We start from the raw sequence: 20,960 nt of genomic DNA, 5'->3' as shown, positions 1-20,960 counted from the left end.
CCAGATCGCAACCAGACGTTCTCGGCACGTGGTCGAAGCCGGGACCATGCTGGTCAAGGGATTCCGCCTACCGCGCGGCCGTCAACAGATGGCGGAGAATGGATCGTCGATCGGCGGAGAAGCCTCTCAAGCCAGACGAACCCAGTCGACGGTTTCAAGCACATAGGGCGCGAAGAGAAAGTCGCGGATCGCGGCGATCTCGTCTTCGCGCCAGTCGAGAAGGACGAAATGTGCCGGCTTCTCCACGGGACCGCCGCTGTCGAAAACCAGCATCACCGGGCGGCCCTCGATCGCCCCGAGGGCGAAACGCCACTTCGTCTCCTCGGCATAACGGGTGAAATAACGGCCAATGCCCTCGCGTCCCTCCAGCTTCAGCCTGTTGACCAGCTCGAGCTTGACGTCTTCGGCCAGCATGGCGCGGATCGTGTCGAAGTCGCCGCCCTGGAACAGGCGCACATAGGTCGCCATCTTCTGCCGGTTGGCATCGGACATCAGCGGCAGCCGCATGTCATCCGGGCGCTCCGCCAGTTGCCGGAGCGCTGCCCGCCCGCGCTGAAGCGCCGATTTGGCCGCCGCCGGCGTGCAGTCGGCAATATCGGCGATTTCTTCGACAGAGTGTCCGAGCACGTCCTTGAGGATCACCGCGCAGCGCTGAAGTTCGGGCAGTTGCAGAAAGGTTTGAAAACCGACCGCAACGATGTCCGCTTCAGGCAAGGGTGCGTCTTCCATGTCATCGAGCAGCGGAACGACCTTGTGCCGGGATCGACGGCGCAGGAAATCGAGGCTGGTATTGTGGGCGATGCGAAGCAGCCAGCCTTCGAGATTGTCCACGACCGCACCGTCCGCCCGCGCCTGCAGGGCCTTGATGAGCGTATCCTGCAGCGCATCTTCGCCGTCCACGGCCGAGCCGGTCATGCGCGCGCAATAGCGATGCAGCCGCGGCCTGAACTCCCGCAGGCGGTCCTCGAAGTCATCCACGTTCATGTATCGAGCTCCATTGGCGCATCTCCAAGCGTCAGCCCATCGGCGACGGCGGCACGATAGCGCGGGTTCGAGGGAATGTCCGCCGCCTTCCGGCCGCGTCAGCGGGCGCCGGCGGCGGATCGATATCACCTGTTATCGCTGAACACGGCCTCGCCCAGGATCGACTCGAGGCTTGCGAGCTCGAGGATCTGCGGAAAATACGCCTTCATCCGGGCATCGGCCCGCATCGCCTCGACGGCCGCGGGCGTCTCCCATTCCGAGTAGATGATGACGCTGGTCCCGTCCCTGGCGGCGATCAGCCTGCTCGTCCGCCAGCCGCCAAGCGTGCTGATGACGGTTTCGATGTTGCGCTTCAGAAGCGCGATCAGTTGCGCCTGCTTGCCGGGTTCGACCTTCAGCAGATTGACGAGGGTGACAGGTTCGGTGGCCATCAGCATATCTCCTTTGCTACGGACACAGCAAAGACGAACTGGAGAAGCCAAACGGATCGCGCGAACGTAATATTTTCGCGGCGGAGCCAAAACAGATCGATATTCTCGCAAGACAACTCGCCTTCACACCACCGTTTCCGGTGTACTCCCTTGGCAGGGGAGCGCCTTCGACCACTTGTCCGGCCAGCGATGATCGGTGGAGAAACAGGCGCCGGCGACGTTTGCCGATGTACGCGACGATGGGACACAAATCGCCGTTGGGTCGTGTTGGGTGACATCCGAAAATAATGGGGAGAAATGGCGGACAGAGAGGGATTCGAACCCTCGATACGCTTTCACGTATACACGCGTTCCAGGCGTGCGCCTTCAACCACTCGGCCACCTGTCCATCCGTCAGCAGCCGACGGTCAATCCGGCTGGATGGGAAGGGCGAGGCCCTTCGGTGCCAGCCGGCGTGAACCGGCGGACGCGCGTCTATATACCGATGATTTGCCTGGGATCAACTGCTTTCTGACAGATTGTTGACATCTTATGAAACGAGCGCCCCGTCGTCCCCATTGTGCGTGCCGGCCGGCACGCCTATCTCTTGCGCCGGGACGAGCGACACGCTCCCGGGCAGGTCCAGATGCCGCATCGGCCAGCGGTCAGATCACCGCATAATTTCGCCGCCGGGTCTTGTCCGAGACCCATGCGATCGAGGAAGATGCCCGCCGGGCAACGCGCCGGCCGATGGGACGAAGGGAAATTAGATCGATGCGGTTTCTACTGAGACTGGCGAGCGCCGTCGTGTTGTTTGCCGCCGTGCTTGCAGGCGTTGTCGATGCGATCCAGTCGGTCGCCGCATCGGAACTGGTCATGACCTCGCTCGGCGACGATCTGGAGGCGCTTGGCGCCGATACGGCGAGCTGGATCCAGCTTGCTGAGCGTTCCGATACGGCGCCGACGATCTGGCATTTGATCCTGCATTGGGTCCTGATGCAGCCGGCCTTCGCCGTGCTGGCGCTGCTCGCGCTCATTCTGTGGATGGCCGGATACAAGAAACGGCCGGCGGCTGGCCGCTTCGCCGCCTGATTTTCGCGGGGTTCGCCGCCGCGCCGACGAAAGGAGTAGGCTGATGTTCCTGATCGACATGTTCAACAAGAAGACGATCATGCCCGATGCGCAGACCGCGCTGCCGGGTCGCGACGAGGCGATCCCGACGGCAGAGACGCATTTCGTTTCCGGCCGGCCGCTGAAAGGCCCCTACCCCGAAGGCACGAAGAAGATCCTGCTCGGCATGGGCTGCTTCTGGGGCGCCGAACGGCTGCTCTGGAACATTCCCGGCGTCTATGTCACGGCCGTCGGTTATGCCGGCGGGCTGACGCGGAACCCGACCTATCAGGAGACGACCACCGGGCTCACCGGCCATGCCGAAGTGGTGCTGGTCGTCTACGATCCCGCGAAGGTTCCGCTTGCGACCCTGCTCAAGACCTTCTTCGAGGAGCACGACCCGACCCAGGGCATGCGCCAGGGCAACGATATCGGCACCACCTACCGCTCGGCGATCTATACCTATGACGACGAGCAGTTGGCGGAAGCCAAAGCTGCGCGCACGGCCTTCCAGTCGGCGCTGAAGCACGCCAACCATGGCGGCAGGATCACCACGGAGATCGGCAAGGCCGGCCCGTTCTACTTCGCCGAAGACTATCATCAGCAATATCTGGCGAAGAACCCGAACGGCTATTGCGGCCTGCGCGGCACCGGGGTGAGCTGCCCCATTGGCCACTAGACGGCAAACATGAGATCGCTTCGTTTCGGCCAGAGCGGGATGCCGGCAAATAAACAAGCACACATTTCCTGATCCCGTTCTGACGCCTCGGTAGCGCTCAGGGCAGCGCAAACGCAAGAGGAACGCGCACAACCCTGAGGCCGCGCCGGATGGGCGCGCACACTTGCCCGCGTCATCAAAAGCGCAACAGAACCGGTGCCTTAAGGGCAGCGGCATCTGTGGCTTCAATTTTTACCATCTGAAAAATTTTGAGTGTTTTTTTGCCGTGGCCGTGCAAGGATGCGCCACCCTAGCCCCAAGGAGAAGGGGGTGGGTTCCGCAGACAGGCTTCCGTCAGGCAGCCGGCGGGAGGACCCAATAAGATCAATAGCGACAACAGGGCTGCACGATGAAAAAAACAATTCTCGGTCTCTTTGCCTTTTCGATGATGTCCGCCACGGCACTGGCCGCCGACATCAAGCCGGCGATCATCTACGATCTCGGCGGCAAGTTCGACAAATCCTTCAACGAGGCTGCCTATAACGGCGCCGAGAAGTTCAAGACGGAATCGGGTGTCGAATACCGCGAGTTCGAAATCGCCAACGACGCCCAGCGCGAACAGGCGCTGCGCCGCTTTGCCAGCGACGGCAACAGCCCGATCGTCATGGCCGGCTTCAACTGGGCAGCTTCGCTCGAGAAGATCGCCCCTGAATATCCGAACACCAAGTTCGCGATCATCGACATGGTCGTCGAAAAGCCGAACGTCAAATCGGTCGTCTTCAAGGAACAGGAAGGCTCCTACCTCGTCGGCGTTCTCGCCGGCCTCGCTTCCAAGTCGAAGACCGTCAGCTTCGTCGGCGGCATGGACGTTCCGCTGATCCACAAGTTCGCCTGTGGTTACGTCGGCGGCGCCAAGTCGACCGGTGCTGACGTCAAGGTTCTGGAAGCCTACACCGGCACGACGCCGGACGCCTGGAACGACCCGGTCAAGGGTGGCGAAATCGCCAAGTCGCAGATCGACCAGGGTTCGGATGTCGTCTACCACGCTGCCGGCGGCACCGGCGTCGGCGTTCTGCAGGCAGCAGCGGATGCAGGCAAGCTCGGCATCGGCGTCGACTCCAACCAGAACGGCCTGCAGCCGGGCAAGGTCCTGACCTCGATGCTGAAGCGCGTCGACGTCGCCGTCTATGAAGCCTTCAAGGCGGCCAAGGACGACAAGTTCGAATTCGGCATTTCCAACCTCGGCCTCAAGGAAGACGGCGTCGGCTATGCGCTCGACGACAACAACAAGGCGCTGATCACGCCCGAGATGCTCGACGCGGTAGAAAAGGTGAAAGCCGAAATCATCGCCGGCAAGGTCGAAGTTCACGACTACATGAGCGACGAGTCCTGCCCCTACTAAGAGCAGCGCTTGGGTAACGAAAAAGGCCGCTGGTTCGTTGCACCGGCGGCCTTTTTGTTTGCTCCGGCTTTTGCGGCTACGCTCAATAGTGCGGCGGCCGAGTAATCGCCGGCGCGTCGAGCGATTGTTCCTCCAGCGTCAGGAAGCGCTCGGTCAGCCGGTCGAGCTTGGCGCGCGTCTGCTCCACCACCTTCCATTGCTCGGCGAGCTGATCGGAAAGTTCCTCGATGGTCTTGGCCTGATGGGCGACCGTTTCTTCGAGATGGGTGATCCGTTCGTCCGTCTTGTTCATCTGCATCACTCCGTCCTGCCATGCGCCGGCCTGCGCGCAGCACAATGGGATTTTGCCGGCAGATTGGCCACAGCCGGCATGATGTCAAGCAAGAGCGTCTCAGGCCTTCGCCGCAGCACTGCCCGACAGCGAAAATCCGGGGTCCTTTGCCGAAAGCCGCTTGTGCAGATGCACCATCAGACCGGCAGCAAAAAGCGGCGTCAGCAGGTTGACGACGGGCACCGCCAGAAAGGCCGCAAGCAGAAGGCCGGCGAGGAACACGGTGGAGCGGTGCTTCTCGCGGAAGAGCCGCGCCTGCGCCGGTGCACGATAGCGCATCGCCGCGAACTCGAAGAATTCGCGCCCGAGCAGGTAGCCGTTGACCAGAAAGAAGGCGACCAGATTGACGCCCGGAACGAGCAGCAGGAAGAGTGCCACCAGGTTGCCGAGGATGACGACGCCGAGGAACTTCACCGAGCCGGCGATCGCCTCGCCAAGCGGCAAAGGCCGCCCCTTGGGCTCGTTCGGATAGTCCCGCTTCTCGATCACCTCGGCAACGTCGTCGAGGAAGAAGCCGGCAATCAGCGCGGTGACGGGCGCGAGCAGCAGAGCAAGCGCAAGCGCCAACCCGAGGCTTGCAAAGATGCCGAGAACGAATGTCAGCCAGCCGGCCCAGACGGGCGTGCCCGGCATCAGCGTATCGATCCACGGCAGCGCCAGCCAGACGAACAGTTCGCGCAGGGCAAACCAGAGCGCCACGAGCGCCAGGATCGTCAGGCCGAGCACCTTCCAGAAAACCGACCTCGTCTCGGGCGCAAGCAGATTGGCGAGCGCAAGCCGTGCCGCATCCAATATCATCATCGCTCTCCAGTGTCGGCCAAGGTTCGATGAGGCATGTAGGCAGAGGCGTTGCGGCCGGCAAGGCGTGCCCGGCCTGCGCATGGTCTTTATGCAAGATTCATGGGTCTCGCCTATGTGGAGCATGGAAAACGCCAAGGGCGACGATATGCTAGGGGATAGGCGCGGTTGCCCGTGGCAGACAATAACGGCGGTACGCGGAGGATGACATGACAGAACAGAAGACACTCGCCAGCCTTTCCGTGCTCGTTCAGAGCGGCAGGCTGGACCCCGTCGACCTCGCCAAGGAAACCTATGCGGCCATAGACGCGCATGGCGACTATGCCATCTTCGTCGAACTGACGACTGAGCGCGCGACGCGCGATGCGGACGCCGCCTCGAAACGCCTCAGGGCGGGACGTTCGCTCGGGCTGCTCGACGGCCTGCCGGTTGCGTGGAAGGACTTGTTCGACATGGCCGGCAGCGTCACGACCGCCGGCTCGACGGTGTTGCAGACAAGCGCGCCGGCAGGGAGCGACGCTCCGGTCGTCGCCGCCATTGCCGCCGCCGGCATGGTCAGTGTCGGCCGCACCAATATGAGCGAGTTCGCCTTTTCGGGCCTTGGCATCAACCCGCATTACGGCACGCCGAGGAACCCAGCGGCCACGGACGTCGAACGCATTCCCGGCGGTTCGTCGTCAGGCTCTGCGGTCGCGGTCGCGGCCGGACTGGTGCCGGTGGCGATCGGCACCGATACCGGTGGCTCCGTCCGCATTCCCGCGGCGATGACCGGCATCGTCGGCTACAAGGCGACACGCGGCCGCTACGCGATGAAGGGCGTCTATCCGCTGGCCGAAAGCCTGGATTCGCTTGGGCCGCTTTGCCATACGGTTCAGGATGCGGTCTGGGTCGACGCCGCCATGCATGGGCTGACGGCGCCGACGGTGCGCCGCGCCGACCTCTCGGGTGTCTCGCTGGTGATCCCGGAAACGGTGGTCTTCGACGATGCAGAGACAGAAGTCGTGGAAGCCTTCGAGGACGCCATCCGGCGACTCGAAAAAGCCGGTGTTGCCATCACCCGCCGCGCCTTCCCGGCCTTTTCGGCGATCTTCGGGCTGATGGCGCGTCATGGCGCCCTGGTGACGGCGGAGGCCTATGCCCTTCACCGCGAACGACTTGCCGGTCCCGAAGCCAATGCCATGGACCCGCGCGTGGTTGCCCGCACGCGGCTCGGCGAAAAGATCACCATGCCCGACTACATTGCCTTGCTCGACGCGCGCGACCAGCTGATCCACGAGACGGTCGACAGCCTGAAGCCGAACGAGCTCATCGCCCATCCGACGCTGCCGCATGTGGCGCCGCCGATCGCGCCGCTGATCGAGGACGACGAGCTGTTCTTCAAGACCAATGCCAAGACGCTCCGCAACACGTCGATCGGCAATTTCCTGGATTTCTGCGGCATCTCCATTCCCTGCGGTACCGGTGCGGCGGAAATGCCCGTCGGCTTCCAGCTTGCAGCCCCGCATCACCAGGACGACAGGCTGCTTTCGGTGGCGCTTTCGGCCGAAGCGATCATCCGGGGTGAGGCATGATCGTCTGCTTCGATATCGGCGGCTCGGCGATCAAGGGCGCGATCGTCCATTCGCGCGATCGGATCTTCCCGTTGCCGCGACGGACGACGCCGCTCAACAATTTCCGCCAGTTTGTGCAGGTGCTCGAATCAGTGCTCGACGAGGCGGGCGGGCACCCGGACTGCGTCGCGATCTCGATCACCGGCGTCATCGATCCCGAGACGCGGCAGATCAAATGCGCCAATATCCCCTGCATCGACGGGCGTGAACTGGTCGCCGAACTGGAAGCGGCCCTGCATCTGCCGGTGAAGATCGCCAATGACGCCGATTGTTTCGCGCTCGCCGAAGCCGGCGCCGGCGCCGGCCGTGGCCATCGTATCGTCTTTGGCGCCATCCTTGGTACCGGGGTCGGCGGCGGCCTGGTGATCGACGGCCGGCTGATCAATGCGGATGGCGGCTTTGCCGGCGAATGGGGACACGGCCCGGCGATCGCGGCGCAGGCCGGTCATCCGCCGATCGCCATTCCCGCCTATGACTGCGGCTGCGGCCAGAAGCGCTGCGTCGATACCGTCGGCGGGGCGCGCGGGCTGGAGCGGCTGCACCAGACCGCGCATGGCAAGACGCTTTCGAGCCATCAGATCATTGAGGCCTGGCGGGCGGGCGACGCCGAGGCGAAGCGTACGGTTGAGCTTCTCGTCGATCTCGTCAGCTCGCCGCTGGCGCTCGTCATCAACATCACCGGCGCGACGGTCGTGCCGGTCGGCGGCGGCCTTTCCAATTCCGAGGAATTGCTTGCTGAAATCGACGGAGCGGTCCGTAGTCGGATTCTGAGGCAATTCGATCGGCCGCTGGTGGTGCGGGGCGAGTGCCGGGTCGAGCCCGGCCTGATCGGCGCGGCACTGCTCGGACTGGGAGAGGAAACGGCATGAACGGCATCAAGCTCGAAGTCTGCGTCGATGATGCCGAGGGGATGAAGGCGGCCATCGAGGGCGGTGCCGACCGCATCGAGCTCTGCGCAGCGCTTTCCGTCGGCGGCCTGACACCCAATCCCGGACTGATGGCTTTGGCCGGTCCGCCGCCAGTGCCCGTTTACGCGATGATCCGCCCCCGCCCCGGCGATTTCGTCTTCTCCGCCGCAGACCTCGATGTCATGCGTCGTGACATCGACGCGGCGCGCGCCGCCGGTCTGGCGGGCGTCGTGCTCGGCGCCTCGCTTGCCGACGGTCGCCTCGATGCCTCAATGCTCATCAAGCTCACCGGCCACGCAGCCGGCCTCGGCATGACGCTGCACCGCGCCTTCGATCTCGTGCCGGATTTTGCCGAGGCGATGGAGGTGGCGGCGGAACTCGGCTTCGAACGCATCCTGACCTCTGGCGGCGCCAAGAGCGCGCCGCAGGCGATCGATCGATTGTCCGAAATCGTCGGTCTCGCCAAGGGCAGGCTGTCGATCATGCCGGGGTCCGGCGTCACGCTCGATACGGTCGATGGCCTTCTCGACCGGCTGACCGTCGGCGAGGTGCATTCCTCCTGCTCCGTTCATGATCCGGCTCAGGATCGGCGGCTGGTCGAGATGGGTTTCGTCTCGGCCGATCGGCGGCGCACCGATCTAGAAACGGTCCGGGCGATGAAGGCAAGGCTTTCGGCGCGCTGAAACAACATCACCGAAGTGAAAAAACCCCGGACAGGCTTTGCGCTGTCCGGGGCTTTTGTCTGACGGCGTGACGATCAGGCGGCGTAGACCTGAACGCCGCCAATCCAGGTGGAGCCCATGCCGAGCTCCGGCGTCAGCAGCACGAAATCCGCGTCGGCGCCGGCCTTCAGCCGTCCTTTGTGAGTGGCAAGCCCCATGGCATCGGCCGGATAGGCGGAAGCCATGCGCAAGGCTTCTTCCACCGGCAGGCCGAGCTTCTCGTGCACGAAGCGGACGGAGGAGAGCATGTCGATGTCGGCGCCGGCGAGCGTGCCGTCCGCAAGCGTCAGCCGGCCGCCCTCGCGCAGGATCTCGCGGCCGTTCAACTGGAAGCTGGTCATGTCGGTGCCGATCGGCGACATCGCGTCGGTGACAAGGAAGATCTGGCCCGGACCGGTCTTGGCGCGAAGCGCCACGCCCATCGAGGCCGGCTCGACATGGTAACCGTCGGCGATGAGGCCCGCATGCAGCGTGCCGGTGGCAAGCGCCGCGCCGACGACGCCGGGTTCGCGATGACCGAGACCGCTCATGGCGTTGAAGAGGTGGGTCACCGTCCTGGCGCCTGCTCTTGCATAGGCAACGGCGGTCTCGTAGCCGACATCGGTGTGGCCGAGGCTGACGACGACGCCGGCATCGGCCAGCGCCCGCACCTGCTCCCTGGTGGCGTTTTCCGGCGCCACCGTCACCATCAAGACGCCGAGCGCTTTCGCGCAATCGAGCATTTCCGCGAGATCGGCATCGTCCATCGGACGGATCAGTTTCGGATCATGGGCACCCTTGCGCGCGACCGAGAGATGCGGGCCCTCGAGATGCAGCCCGAGGAAACCGGGCACGCGTGCGGCCTTGGCATCAAGGCCCGCCTTGATGGTGGCGCTTCTGACTTCACGCGTATCGGTGATCAGCGTCGGCAGCAGTGCGGTGGTGCCGAACTTGGCATGCGCCGAACAGATCTGCCGGATGCCCTCGACGCTGGGCTCCTCATTGAGAAGCGCGCCGCCGCCGCCATTGACCTGCAGGTCGATGAAGCCCGGTACGAGCAGCATGCCATGCGCATCGATCCGTTCGGCATCGGCAGGAACATCGGCCGATGCCACGATCGCCTTAACGCGGCCGGCCTCGATCACGAGGGCACAGCCATCGTGCCATTCAACACCGTCGAACAGGCGAGCGCCGGTGATTGCCTTCCTCTCGCTCATCTCGTCTCCGTTACCTTCTTGAGGCTTGCCGGCGCATCGGGGTTGAGACCGCGCGAGCGCGACCAGGCTTCGACGAAGCCGTAGAACGGCAGGATCAAGGTCAGCGCGTCCGTGATCGGATGGCCCGTCTCGACGAACGGCAGACGCTTGGCCTTGGCCGCACGGCTCGACGTAACATGAACCACTGCGCCTTTTTCCGCCATACCGTCGGCGATGCCGGCGACCGAGGTTTCCGCCGCATCGCGAGCTGCGAGCGTCAAGACCGGGAACTTGGCGCCGACGAGCGCCACCGGTCCGTGCAGCACTTCCGCCGCGGAATAGGCTTCCGCGTGCATGCCGGAGGTTTCCTTGAACTTCAGCGCCGCCTCGCTGGCAATCGCCAGCGCCGGGCCGCGGCCGAGCACGTAGAGCGATTCCGCCTCGCCGAGATCGTCGGCAAAGGCCTGCCAGTCGAGCTTCACCGCCTTGGCAAACTGGTTCGGCAGGTCGGCAACCGCCCGCTTAAGCGCGGCGTCACCGGTCCATTCGCCGAGCACGGCAAGGCCGGCAACAATCGAATTGACGTAGGACTTGGTGGCCGCGACCGCGATCTCGGGGCCAGCCAGAATGTCGAGCGGGTGGGTGCAGGCCTCGGAAATTGGCGAGGGCAGCGTGTTGGTGAGCGCAATCGAGACGGCCCCGGCGTCGGTCGCGGCCTTAGCCATGGCGACGATGTCAGGGCTCTTGCCCGATTGCGAAATTGCGATCGCCGCCGCACCGCCGAGCTTCAGCTTGGCGCCGTAGATCGAGGCGAGCGACGGGCCGAGCGAGGCGACCGGCCGGCCGGCCTGCAGCTCGATCGCATATTTCAGGAAGAGCGCCGCGTGGTCGGATGAGCCGCGGGCGATCGTCACCAGGAAGGCCGGATCCTTGGCGCGCAGAGCAGCGCCGGCGGCCTTCAACTGATCGGCGGAACGCTCGAGCAAGCGCTGGGCGGCTTCGGGTATTTCGTCGATTTCTCGGCGCATGTTGGTCTGCATGGTCAATTCCTTTCTGCGGGCGGTCGCTTTAGGATTCCGACAGCGTCAGTTCCGCGACAAAATCATAGGCATCGCCCCGGTAGAGCGAGCGGGTGAATTCGACGACACGTCCCGATGCGAGATAGGAGACGCGTTCGATGGAAAGGCCGGCCGAGCCGACGGCAACGCCGAGCATCGAGGCATCCGGGTCCTTAATGTTGCAGGCGGAGATGCGCTGAACGGCCCGAACCGGACGCGAGCGCGTCTTGTCGAGCGCGGAATAGAGCGACGAGGTGACGGCTTGCGGATCCGGCAGGAACTCCGCCGAGATGCTGGCACGCTCGATTGCGAGCGGCATGTCGTCGGCAATGCGCAGGCGCCCGAGGCGGGCGACCAATGCATCGGCCGGCAGGCCCAGCGCCATCATCTCGTCCGGCGAAGGATGGAACAGGCCGCGCTCCAGCCAGCGCGCGTGGGTATTGAGCCCGCGGCGCGCCATGTCCTCGGTGAACGAGGTCAGCCGCGACAGCGACTGCTGCACCTTCGATACCGGCTTGACGACGAAGGTGCCGGAACCATGGCGGCGCACCAGCAATCCGTCGCGCACCAGATCGTCCACCGCCTTGCGCACGGTGACACGGCTGATGTTGGCGTAGTCGGCGAGATCACGCTCCGGCGGCAAGGCATCGCCGTGATTGAGCTTGCCCGATTGGATCGCCTCTTCGAGCGACTGCCGAAGCTTGAGATAGAGCGGCCCCGCGCCTCCGGACTGCAGACCCTCGAGCGGCAGAATGGATGCGAGCTGATGCGTCATGCGCCTGCCCTCGCCTGGGAGCCGAAGCGCTGGGCGGCAAGTGCGACCGCGCCGGTCAATGCGTCCGCTTCCGCCTCGACGAGCAGCGCCTGATGCCGCTCGGCAAGCCAGGGACGATAGAGCGGAGCCAGTCCGCCCAGCAGGCACAGCCGCTCGCATCCCCTGGCGACGACCACGTCGAGCGCCTCATCCACGGTGACCGCCGCCGCCTTCAGCAGTCGCACGGCAACGGGGTCGCCGGCGGCAGCGCCTTCGAAGACGCGCGGCGCATAGCGGCCGAATTCGCCCGGCTTGGCAAGGCGGGCGAAATCGACGACATCGCGCGGGTCGTTGTTGAATTCAGCCATGACGCTGTCGGTAACGGCGGAGGCCTCGTGGATATTGTCGAAGGCGAGCAGGCTTTCCTGCAGAAGGGCATGTCCGATGCGCGCGCCGCTGCCGTGATCGCCGATGGTGAAGCCCCAGCCGCCGACATAGCTGACGGTTTCGCCCTGGCGCAGGATATAGATGGTGCCGGTGCCGAGGATGGCGACCGCGCCGTCCTGGTTGCCGAGTGCGCCCTGCAGTGCGATCAAACCGTCCGATTCGATATCCGCGGCAGCGAAGGGCAGACGACGCTTCACATAGTGCACGGCGTCGCCGACATTGTGTCCGGCCACCCCGACGATCGCCTTCGTGACGGCAATGCTCTCAGGATCGAGGCCGGCCTCTTCGAATGCAGCGCGCGCGGCTTCGCCAATATTGGCGAGCGCGGTCTCCGGGTCGGTCAGGATGTTGGCGGCGCCGGCCTTGCCGCGCCCGAGAATGCGCCCATCTGCCGTTGCGACGGCCGCCCGGCAGCTCGTCCCGCCACCATCGATTCCAATCAGGTAATTTGTCATGAGCACCTCCGCCCACTGAGGATACCAAAAAAATACCAATAACCAAGTCCGAATCGACCAGCACTTTCGTTTTCGTCCCAATACATTGAAATTTAAGCGCTAATTTAGACAACCAGTTTTTTCAGGTGCCAAAAGTTAAATTCCGCTGGACAATTGGTATTTTTTTGGCATTAATTTCAACCGAGAGGAGACACGACCCATGCCGTCAGCAAAGACCGAAGAGCGTCACGACAACGCCAAAGGCCTGGATCTCATGCATCCGGCGCTGGCGCTGCGGCTGCTCGCATCCGGCCAACAGGCGGCCGCCAAGAGCGTCGATGCGGCAATTGAGTCGATCTCTGCAGCCGCCTCCATCGCCGCCGAAGCACTTTCTTCAGGCCACCGCCTCGCCTATGCCGGCGCCGGCAGTTCCGGCCTGATGGCGATGGCCGATGCGCTCGAGCTGCCCGGCACCTACGGTATTGCCCAGGAGCAGATCGTTATCCTGCTTGCCGGGGGCGCTGCCAGCCTCAGTGATCTTGCCGGCGGCTATGAAGACGATATGGACCTTGCCCGCGAGGACGTGCGCAAGGCCGGCATCGATGCAGGCGACTGTCTCGTTTCCGTTTCCGCCAGCGGCTCCACCCCTTATGCGCTTGCCGCCGCCGACGAGGCCCGCAAGCTCGGCGCGAAGGTGATCGCCGTCGCGAACAACCCGGGTGCCGCGCTCTTTAGCGGTGCCGATGTCTCGATCCTCCTGCAAACGCCGCCGGAAGTGGTCTCAGGCTCGACCCGCATGGGCGCCGGCACGGCACAGAAGATCGCCTTCAACATGTTCTCGACGCTGGTCGGCATCCATCTCGGCCATGTGCTCGACGGCCATATGGTCAACCTGCGCGCCGACAATATCAAGCTGCACGGCCGCGCCATCCGCATCGTCACCGACATTACCGGCGTCAGCGCCGCCGAAGCCGGCCGGCTGATCAACATGGCCTCAGGCTCGGTCAAGGTCGCGATCCTTCTCGCCTCGGGCGCGAAGGACGTGGCGGCTGCCGACGCCGCGCTGAAAGAGGCCAAACAGAACCTGCGCCGGGCGATCGGCATCGTCTCGGCCTAAATGAACTTTGGGATCTGAACCGCGCCAACGCGGCGCCTATAAAAAGGGAGAACCTGCATGACCCGTACAACAATCAAAGGCCTGCTGCTCGCTTCGAGCATTCTCGGCACGGCCGGTCTGGCGCACGCCGAGGACGTGACGCTGACGATCGAAAGCTGGCGCAACGACGACCTGGCGATCTGGCAGGAAAAGCTGATCCCGGCCTTCGAAGCGAAGAACCCGGGCATCAAGATCAAGTTCGCCCCGACGGCGCCGACCGAATACAACGCGGCGCTGAACGCCAAGCTCGACGCCGGATCTGCAGGCGACCTCATCACCTGCCGCCCGTTCGACGCCTCGCTCGAGCTCTTCAACAAGAAGCACCTCACCGACCTGACCGCGCTGCCGGGCATGGAGAACTTCTCGCCGGTCGCCAAGTCCGCCTGGACCACGGACGATGGCAAGACGACCTTCTGCGTGCCGATGGCTTCGGTCATCCACGGCTTCATCTACAACAAGGACGCCTTCGACCAGCTCGGCATCCAGGTCCCGACGACCGAAGCAGAATTCTTCGCCGCACTCGACAAGATCAAGGCCGACGGCAACTACATCCCGATGGCGATGGGCACCAAGGACCTCTGGGAAGCCGCAACCATGGGCTACCAGAACATCGGCCCGACCTATTGGAAGGGTGAAGAGGGCCGCGCTGCCCTGATCAGGGGCGAACAGAAGCTGACCGACGAGCCGTGGGTCGAGCCCTACCGCGTCCTTGCCAAGTGGAAGGACTATCTCGGCGACGGCTTCGAAGCCCAGACCTATCCGGACAGCCAGAACCTCTTCACGCTCGGCCGTGCCGCAATCTATCCGGCCGGCTCCTGGGAGATCGGCCTGTTCAACACCCAGGCCCAGTTCAAGATGGGCGCCTTCCCGCCGCCGGTGAAAAACGCCGGCGACACCTGCTACATCTCGGACCACAACGACATCGGCATCGGCCTCAATGCCAAGAGCGCACATGCCGAACAGGCCAAGACCTTCCTGACCTGGGTCGCTTCGCCTGAATTTGCCGAAATCTACGCCAATGCGCTGCCGGGCTTCTTCAGCCTGAATTCGCAGCCGGTGAAGATGGCCGATCCGCTCGCTCAGGAATTCGTCTCCTGGCGTGAAAAGTGCAAGCCGACGATCCGTTCGACCTACCAGATCCTGTCGCGCGGCACGCCGAACCTGGAAAATGAAACCTGGGTCGAATCGGCCAATGTGATCAACGGCACGGATACGCCGGAGGTTGCTGCCGAGAAGCTGCAGAAGGGCCTCGACGGCTGGTACAAGCCGGCGAAGTAAGACGTAAGCGCAACAGGTTCCCTCCCCTTCGGGGGAGGGTCGGCCCTACGGCACGCCCCCCGTGTCCTTCCGGACGCAGAATGGTCGCCGTAGCACTTTGAAGGCTGCATGTTTGTCCTTGGGACATTTGCAGCAAGGCCGGGCGGGGCGGCATGCCGCATGAGGCACTCCCCCAGCCGAAGCGTCACAGGCCTCCCTTCTTGGGAGGCCACCGACGCAGTCGTTTGCAAAAGAACGCGATAGACTTAACCTTCGTCATGAAGCCCAAAACGGGCAGATGGCACACGGCGAGACCGGCCGTGTGGCGTCGGTGCGCATCGTGATTGTCTGGGGACCGGTCTTCTAGAAACGGATGGACCAATGAGTGACGCTCTTTCAGTGCAAGACGGACAGCCGACCGCAAGGCGGCCGAAGCGCTGGCACATCCTCGTTTTCCTGCTGCCGGCCTTCCTGATCTACTCGGCGGTCATGATCCTGCCGCTGATCGAAACACTCCGGCTGTCGCTGTTCAACACGGTGGACGGCCAGCCGGCCTTCGTCGGGCTCGCCAACTTCCAGACATTGTTCGGCGACGAGCGCTGGGCCCACGACTTCTGGAACGCGCTGAAGAACAACGTCATCTTCTTCATCATCCACATGTGCGTCCAGAACCCGATCGGTGTCGCGCTCGCCGCGATGCTGTCGATCCCGAAACTGCGCTTCGTCACCTTCTACCGCACGGCAATCTTCCTGCCGACGCTCTTGTCCTTCGTGATCGTCGGCTTCATCTGGAAGCTGATCCTGTCGCCGATCTGGGGCGTGTCGCCCTGGATGCTCGATCTCGTCGGCCTGAAGTCGCTGTTTGCCCCCTGGCTCGGCAAGCCCGGTTCGGCGCTCATCGCCGTGTCGCTGATCTCGGTCTGGCAGTATGTCGGCATCCCGATGATGCTGATCTACGCGGCCCTGCTCAACATTCCGGATGAGGTGATCGAGGCCGCCGAATGCGACGGCGTCACCGGCTGGAGCCAGTTCTGGAAGATCAAGCTGCCGCTGATCCTGCCGGCCATCGGCATCATCTCGATCCTGACCTTCGTCGGCAACTTCAACGCCTTCGACCTGGTCTACACGGTCCAGGGCGCGCTTGCCGGTCCCGATGGGTCGACCGACATCCTCGGCACGCTCCTCTACCGCACCTTCTTCGGTTTCCAGCTCCAGCTCGGTGACCGCTCCATGGGCGCGACGATCGCCACGGTGATGTTCCTGATCATCCTCGCCGGCGTCTCGCTCTACCTCTTCGTCATCCAGCGCCGCATGCGCCGCTACCAGTTCTGAGGAGATCGGAGATGTCGAAAGCACGCAATTCCATCTTCCGCACCGGCTTCGTGCATGTGGCGCTGATCGCCTACACGCTTGTGTCGCTGTTCCCGGTGTTCCTGACGATCATCAACTCCTTCAAGGATCGCAACGCGATCTTCCGGGCGCCGTTGACGATCCCGACGCCGCAGACCTTCAGCCTGATCGGATACGAAACCGTTCTCGGCCAGGGGGATTTCGCCACCTATTTCCAGAACAGCTTCATCGTCACGGTCGTCTCGATCGCGCTGGTGCTGCTCTTCGGCGCGATGGCCGCCTTCGCACTGTCGGAATATCGCTTCCGCGGCAACACGGTGATGGGTCTCTATCTCGCGATCGGCATCATGATCCCGATCCGGCTCGGCACCGTCGCCATTCTCCAGGGCATGGTCGCCGCCAACCTGGTCAACACGCTGACAGCGCTGATCCTGGTCTATACGGCGCAAGGCTTGCCGCTCGCGATCTTCATTCTCTCGGAGTTCATGCGAACGGTTTCGGATGATCTCAAGAACGCCGGGCGCATCGACGGGCTGTCGGAATACTCGATCTTCTTCCGCCTGGTGCTGCCGCTGGTGCGGCCGGCCATGGCGACGGTTGCAGTCTTCACGATGATCCCGATCTGGAACGACCTCTGGTTCCCGCTGATCCTGGCGCCGGCGGAAGCGACCAAGACGGTGACGCTCGGCTCGCAGATCTTCATCGGCCAGTTCGTCACCAACTGGAACGCAGTGCTGGCGGCGCTCTCGCTCGCCATCCTTCCGGTCCTCGTTCTCTACGTCATCTTCTCGCGGCAACTGATCCGCGGCATCACGGCAGGAGCAGTCAAGTGAGCGCAAGCAGCAAACCGGTCCGGGTCCTCGTCGCAGGACTCGGCAACATGGGGCGCAGCCATGCGCTCGCCTATCACAACAATCCCGGCTTCGAGATCGTCGGCCTCGTCAACCGCTCGAAGGTGCCGCTGCCGGAGGAGCTCCGCGGTTATGAGATCCATCCGGATTTCAACACGGCGCTTGCCGAGCTGAAACCGGATCTCTGCTCGATCTGCACCTATTCGGACAGCCATGCCGATTTTGCGGTCATGGCCTTCGAAGCCGGTGCCGACGTTTTCGTCGAGAAGCCGCTTGCAACCACGGTTGCCGATGCCGAGCGCGTCGTCGCGGCTGCGAAGAAACACGGCCGCAAGCTGGTGATCGGCTACATCCTGCGCCATCACCCCTCGTGGATCCGGCTGATTGCCGAAGCGCGCAAGCTCGGCGGTCCGTACGTCTTCCGCATGAACCTGAATCAGCAGTCGAGCGGCCCGACCTGGGAGACGCACAAGTCGCTGATGAAGACGACCTCGCCGATCGTCGATTGCGGCGTGCACTATGTCGACGTCATGTGCCAGATCACCGACGCCAAGCCGGTGGAAGTGCGCGGCATGGGGCTTCGCCTCTCCGACGAGATCGCGCCCAACATGTACAATTACGGCCATCTGCAGGTGATCTTCGAGGACGGTTCGGCCGGCTGGTACGAGGCCGGCTGGGGCCCGATGATCTCGGAAACGGCCTTCTTCGTGAAGGACGTGATGTCGCCGAACGGATCGGTGTCGATCGTCATGGACCAGAATGCGAAGTCCGACGACATCGACATGCACACCAAGACCGCGGTGATCCGCCTGCACAGCGCCGAAACCGGCCCGGACGGGCGGTTCCTCAAGACTGACGAGGATCTGAAGATGGACGGCGAGCCCGGTCACCAGGAACTCTGCGACCGCGAGCAGGCCTATGTGCTGAAGGCCATTCGCGAAGACATCGACCTCGACCGTCACATGAACGATGCCGTCCAGTCGCTGCGCATCTGCCTCGCCGCAGATGAAAGCGTACGCACCGGCAGACCAGTCAAACTCTAAGGGGGCAACCAGGTGGGATCGCTTCAACTCAAATCCATCCGCAAGGCCTATGGTAGCCATGAGGTGCTGAAGGGCATCGACCTCGAGGTGAAGGACGGCGAGTTCGTCATCTTCGTCGGCCCGTCCGGCTGTGGCAAGTCAACCTTGCTGCGCACCATTGCCGGTCTCGAAGACGCGACCTCCGGCAGCGTCCAGATCGACGGCACCGAAGTCGGACACGTGGCACCGGCCAAACGCGGCATCGCCATGGTGTTCCAGTCCTATGCGCTCTATCCGCACCTGACGGTGAAGGACAATATGGGGCTCGGCCTGAAGCAGGCCGGCGCTCCGAAGGCCGAGATCGACAACAAGGTCGGCAAAGCGGCGAGCATGCTGTCTCTGGACCCCTATCTTGCCCGGCGCCCGGCCGAGCTTTCAGGCGGCCAGCGCCAGCGCGTCGCGATCGGCCGCGCGATCGTGCGCGAACCGAAGCTCTTCCTGTTCGACGAGCCGCTTTCCAACCTCGATGCGGCACTGCGCGTCAACACCCGGCTCGAGATCGCAAGGCTGCATCGCAGCCTCAAGGCAACGATGATCTACGTGACCCACGACCAGGTGGAGGCGATGACGCTCGCCGACAAGATCGTCGTGCTGAACGCCGGCAAGATCGAGCAGATCGGCTCGCCGATGGATCTCTACAACCGCCCCGCCAACGTCTTCGTCGCCGGCTTCATCGGCTCGCCGCAGATGAACTTCATCGAGGGCGCGCGGCTCGGCGACGCCGGCGCCAAGACGATCGGCATCCGGCCCGAGCACATGGCGCTTTCGCGCGAGAGCGGCGACTGGAAGGGCAAGGTGATCCACGTCGAGCACCTCGGCGCCGACACGATCGTCTACATCGATTCCGAACAGGCCGGCACCATCACCGTCCGCCTCTTCGGCGAGCATCGCTACGCACCTGACGACATCGTCTATGCGACGCCGATGGTCGGCAGCATGCATCGTTTCGGCGACGACGACCGCGTTCTCGCCTGATCATTTTGGGGCCGGCGCCCCATCACAGCTACGTGAAAATCAGCCGCCACAAGGGCTAAATCCCTGTGGTGGCTGAATTATTTTTTTGACTCCATGGCCCGCATCGCGCTGTTGCACTGCAACGCGAATTAACATACATTTGTGTTTGTATATTAGCTTTCCGGTATTTGCCGAACCTGATACCGGTTCCGCTCCCCTTCACTTCCGGACCGCACGGGCACCTTGCGAGATGCATCTGTCGCCTGCGGTCACCGAATATGGACATCGCTATGCGCATGAACCGACCGACACTGGCCGCCGCCTTGGCAACTGTGATTCTTCTTTCCGGCTGCCAGAAAGAGGAAGCACAACAGGGCGCTGCCGCATTCCCACCGTCCGCCGTCGCGGTCTTCACGACCAAGGCCGAAACGTTGCCGATCACCAACGAGCTGCCCGGCCGCATCGCCGCGACCCGGGTCGCCGAGGTCCGCCCGCGCGTCTCCGGCATCGTCGTCGAGCGCGTCTTCCAGCAGGGATCCAAGGTCAATGCGGGCGACGTGCTCTACCGCATCGATCCGGCTCCCTTCCGCGTGCAGGTCGAAAAGGCAGAGGCCACGCTGCGGCGCGCCCAATCCATCCGCGTCCAGGCCCAGCAGAAGGCCGACCGCCAGGAACAGCTGAAGAAGGCGAATGTCGTCGCCGCACAGCAGTTCGACGATGCGGCCGCCCTGCTCGCGACCGCCGACGCCGATGTTGCGATCGCCGAAGCCGGGCTCGCCGCAGCCAAGCTCGACCTGCAATATGCCGACGTGACGGCACCGATCAGCGGCCGCATCGGCCGTGCGCTGATCACCGAAGGCGCCCTCGTCAGCACCAACAGCTCGGAAAATCTCGCGACGATCCAGCAGCTCGATCCGCTCTATGCCGACTTCACCCAGTCGGCGACCGACCTCATTCGCCTGCGCAAGGCGCTCGAGGACGGCAAGATGATGAGCGGCGACGACGAGGAAGCCGAAGTGCAGCTCGTGCTCGACGACGGCACGGCCTACGAGCACAAGGGCAAGCTCCTGTTCTCCGAAGCGGCCGTCGACGCGACGACCGGCCAGGTGACGCTGCGCGGTGAATTCCCGAACCCCGACAACGACCTGCTTCCGGGCATGTATGTCCGCGTGCTCGTGCAGCAGGGCGTCGAGAAGGACGCGATCACCGTTCCGCAGCAGGCCGTCCAGCGCAACAATGCCGGCCAGTCGCAGGTCTATGTCGTAGGCGCCGACAACAAGGTCGAGTTCCGCAACGTGACGCTCGGCCGCACGATCGGCACCCGCTGGCAGGTGACCGCCGGCCTCAAGGCCGGCGAGAAGGTCATCGTCGAAGGCTTCCAGAAAATCGGCCCGGGCGCACCGGTCGAACCGACGGACTGGAACCCGGAGGCCAAGCCGACCGCCGAAGCGGCGCAGACGACGGCATCTGCCGACGAGAAGCCTGCCGAAGTTACAAAGTGAGTTTGAT

The 20,960-nt window shown here is 63.7% G+C and carries 21 protein-coding genes and 1 tRNA gene; 13 read left to right on the top strand and 9 right to left on the bottom strand.

Going from position 1 to position 20,960, the window contains the following annotated elements; all coding sequences use genetic code 11:
- Window positions 1–126: 126 nt before the first annotated feature.
- From ACQ5BM_RS10390 to ACQ5BM_RS10380, 3 genes are all read right to left on the bottom strand, one after another.
- Window positions 127–984, bottom strand: a complete 858-nt coding sequence (locus ACQ5BM_RS10390; protein ID WP_429810708.1) for a sigma-70 family RNA polymerase sigma factor — start codon at window positions 982–984, stop codon at window positions 127–129.
- Between the two features lie 125 nt (window positions 985–1,109).
- Window positions 1,110–1,415 (bottom strand): putative quinol monooxygenase, encoded by a 306-nt coding sequence (locus ACQ5BM_RS10385; protein WP_429810706.1) that lies wholly within the window; start codon window positions 1,413–1,415, stop codon window positions 1,110–1,112.
- Between the two features lie 298 nt (window positions 1,416–1,713).
- Window positions 1,714–1,803: transfer RNA gene (locus ACQ5BM_RS10380), tRNA-Ser, on the bottom strand.
- A 365-nt stretch (window positions 1,804–2,168) separates the two neighbouring features.
- On the opposite strand from ACQ5BM_RS10380, the gene ACQ5BM_RS10375 reads away from it, so the two are divergent.
- From ACQ5BM_RS10375 to ACQ5BM_RS10365, 3 genes are all read left to right on the top strand, one after another.
- Complete coding sequence (locus ACQ5BM_RS10375; protein WP_429810704.1) at window positions 2,169–2,486, top strand: hypothetical protein; 318 nt, start codon at window positions 2,169–2,171, stop codon at window positions 2,484–2,486.
- A gap of 43 nt (window positions 2,487–2,529) precedes the next feature.
- Window positions 2,530–3,183 carry a peptide-methionine (S)-S-oxide reductase MsrA gene (gene msrA / locus ACQ5BM_RS10370; protein WP_429810702.1) on the top strand — a complete coding sequence of 218 codons (654 nt, stop codon included), beginning with the start codon at window positions 2,530–2,532 and terminating at the stop codon, window positions 3,181–3,183.
- Between the two features lie 388 nt (window positions 3,184–3,571).
- Window positions 3,572–4,564 (top strand): BMP family lipoprotein, encoded by a 993-nt coding sequence (locus tag ACQ5BM_RS10365; RefSeq protein ID WP_429810700.1) that lies wholly within the window; start codon window positions 3,572–3,574, stop codon window positions 4,562–4,564.
- Between the two features lie 82 nt (window positions 4,565–4,646).
- Here the strand turns inward: ACQ5BM_RS10365 and ACQ5BM_RS10360 are convergent, their stop codons facing one another.
- Both ACQ5BM_RS10360 and ACQ5BM_RS10355 read right to left on the bottom strand, forming a co-directional pair.
- On the bottom strand, window positions 4,647–4,856 hold the full coding sequence (locus ACQ5BM_RS10360; RefSeq protein WP_173515137.1) for a SlyX family protein: 210 nt from the start codon (window positions 4,854–4,856) through the stop codon (window positions 4,647–4,649).
- A gap of 99 nt (window positions 4,857–4,955) precedes the next feature.
- Entirely contained in the window at window positions 4,956–5,693 is a 738-nt protein-coding gene (locus ACQ5BM_RS10355; protein ID WP_429810698.1) for a sulfate transporter family protein, read from the bottom strand.
- A gap of 209 nt (window positions 5,694–5,902) precedes the next feature.
- Between ACQ5BM_RS10355 and ACQ5BM_RS10350 the strand changes: the two genes are divergently transcribed.
- Genes ACQ5BM_RS10350 through ACQ5BM_RS10340 form a run of 3 tightly spaced genes read left to right on the top strand, consistent with a single transcriptional unit; the run spans window position 5,903 to window position 8,894 of the window.
- Window positions 5,903–7,264 (top strand): amidase, encoded by a 1,362-nt coding sequence (locus tag ACQ5BM_RS10350; RefSeq protein WP_429810696.1) that lies wholly within the window; start codon window positions 5,903–5,905, stop codon window positions 7,262–7,264.
- Window positions 7,261–8,172 carry an ROK family protein gene (locus ACQ5BM_RS10345; RefSeq protein WP_429810694.1) on the top strand — a complete coding sequence of 304 codons (912 nt, stop codon included), beginning with the start codon at window positions 7,261–7,263 and terminating at the stop codon, window positions 8,170–8,172. The genes ACQ5BM_RS10350 and ACQ5BM_RS10345 overlap by 4 nt, the downstream gene beginning before the upstream one ends.
- On the top strand, window positions 8,169–8,894 hold the full coding sequence (locus ACQ5BM_RS10340; RefSeq protein WP_429810692.1) for a copper homeostasis protein CutC: 726 nt from the start codon (window positions 8,169–8,171) through the stop codon (window positions 8,892–8,894). The genes ACQ5BM_RS10345 and ACQ5BM_RS10340 overlap by 4 nt, the downstream gene beginning before the upstream one ends.
- Window positions 8,895–8,968: 74 nt before the next feature.
- On the opposite strand, the gene nagA is transcribed toward ACQ5BM_RS10340, so the two are convergent.
- Genes nagA through ACQ5BM_RS10320 form a run of 4 tightly spaced genes read right to left on the bottom strand, consistent with a single transcriptional unit; the run spans window position 8,969 to window position 12,822 of the window.
- Window positions 8,969–10,129: an N-acetylglucosamine-6-phosphate deacetylase gene (gene nagA, locus ACQ5BM_RS10335; RefSeq protein ID WP_429810690.1), complete on the bottom strand. Its 1,161-nt coding sequence runs from the start codon at window positions 10,127–10,129 to the stop codon at window positions 8,969–8,971.
- Window positions 10,126–11,148, bottom strand: a complete 1,023-nt coding sequence (locus ACQ5BM_RS10330) for an SIS domain-containing protein (protein ID WP_429810688.1) — start codon at window positions 11,146–11,148, stop codon at window positions 10,126–10,128. The genes nagA and ACQ5BM_RS10330 overlap by 4 nt, the downstream gene beginning before the upstream one ends.
- A 28-nt stretch (window positions 11,149–11,176) precedes the next feature.
- Window positions 11,177–11,941: a GntR family transcriptional regulator gene (locus ACQ5BM_RS10325; RefSeq protein ID WP_429810686.1), complete on the bottom strand. Its 765-nt coding sequence runs from the start codon at window positions 11,939–11,941 to the stop codon at window positions 11,177–11,179.
- A complete protein-coding gene (locus ACQ5BM_RS10320) occupies window positions 11,938–12,822 on the bottom strand; it encodes a BadF/BadG/BcrA/BcrD ATPase family protein (RefSeq protein ID WP_429810684.1) in 885 nt (294 codons plus the stop codon). The genes ACQ5BM_RS10325 and ACQ5BM_RS10320 overlap by 4 nt, the downstream gene beginning before the upstream one ends.
- A gap of 199 nt (window positions 12,823–13,021) precedes the next feature.
- Between ACQ5BM_RS10320 and ACQ5BM_RS10315 the strand changes: the two genes are divergently transcribed.
- The 7 genes from ACQ5BM_RS10315 (at window position 13,022) to ACQ5BM_RS10285 (ending at window position 20,953) form a co-directional block, all read left to right on the top strand.
- Complete coding sequence (locus ACQ5BM_RS10315; RefSeq protein ID WP_429810682.1) at window positions 13,022–13,918, top strand: N-acetylmuramic acid 6-phosphate etherase; 897 nt, start codon at window positions 13,022–13,024, stop codon at window positions 13,916–13,918.
- 57 nt (window positions 13,919–13,975) lie between these two features.
- On the top strand, window positions 13,976–15,235 hold the full coding sequence (locus ACQ5BM_RS10310) for an ABC transporter substrate-binding protein (protein ID WP_429810680.1): 1,260 nt from the start codon (window positions 13,976–13,978) through the stop codon (window positions 15,233–15,235).
- Between the two features lie 360 nt (window positions 15,236–15,595).
- The gene (locus ACQ5BM_RS10305; RefSeq protein ID WP_429810678.1) at window positions 15,596–16,546 is read left to right on the top strand and encodes a carbohydrate ABC transporter permease; all 951 of its coding nucleotides are present in this window, start codon (window positions 15,596–15,598) and stop codon (window positions 16,544–16,546) included.
- Between the two features lie 11 nt (window positions 16,547–16,557).
- On the top strand, window positions 16,558–17,397 hold the full coding sequence (locus tag ACQ5BM_RS10300; protein WP_429810676.1) for a carbohydrate ABC transporter permease: 840 nt from the start codon (window positions 16,558–16,560) through the stop codon (window positions 17,395–17,397).
- A complete protein-coding gene (locus ACQ5BM_RS10295) occupies window positions 17,394–18,458 on the top strand; it encodes a Gfo/Idh/MocA family protein (protein ID WP_429810674.1) in 1,065 nt (354 codons plus the stop codon). Before ACQ5BM_RS10300 ends, ACQ5BM_RS10295 begins: the two co-directional genes overlap by 4 nt.
- Before the next feature lie 12 nt (window positions 18,459–18,470).
- On the top strand, window positions 18,471–19,472 hold the full coding sequence (locus tag ACQ5BM_RS10290; protein ID WP_429810672.1) for an ABC transporter ATP-binding protein: 1,002 nt from the start codon (window positions 18,471–18,473) through the stop codon (window positions 19,470–19,472).
- 257 nt (window positions 19,473–19,729) lie between these two features.
- Window positions 19,730–20,953: an efflux RND transporter periplasmic adaptor subunit gene (locus tag ACQ5BM_RS10285; protein WP_429810670.1), complete on the top strand. Its 1,224-nt coding sequence runs from the start codon at window positions 19,730–19,732 to the stop codon at window positions 20,951–20,953.
- Window positions 20,954–20,960 lie beyond the last annotated feature (7 nt).

The sequence above is a fragment of the Ensifer sp. B1-9 genome, from assembly GCF_050474445.1.
Classification (GTDB): domain Bacteria; phylum Pseudomonadota; class Alphaproteobacteria; order Rhizobiales; family Rhizobiaceae; genus Ensifer.
Note: the sequence above shows the minus strand (reverse complement) of the source record. Positions and strands in the feature narration are given on the sequence as shown.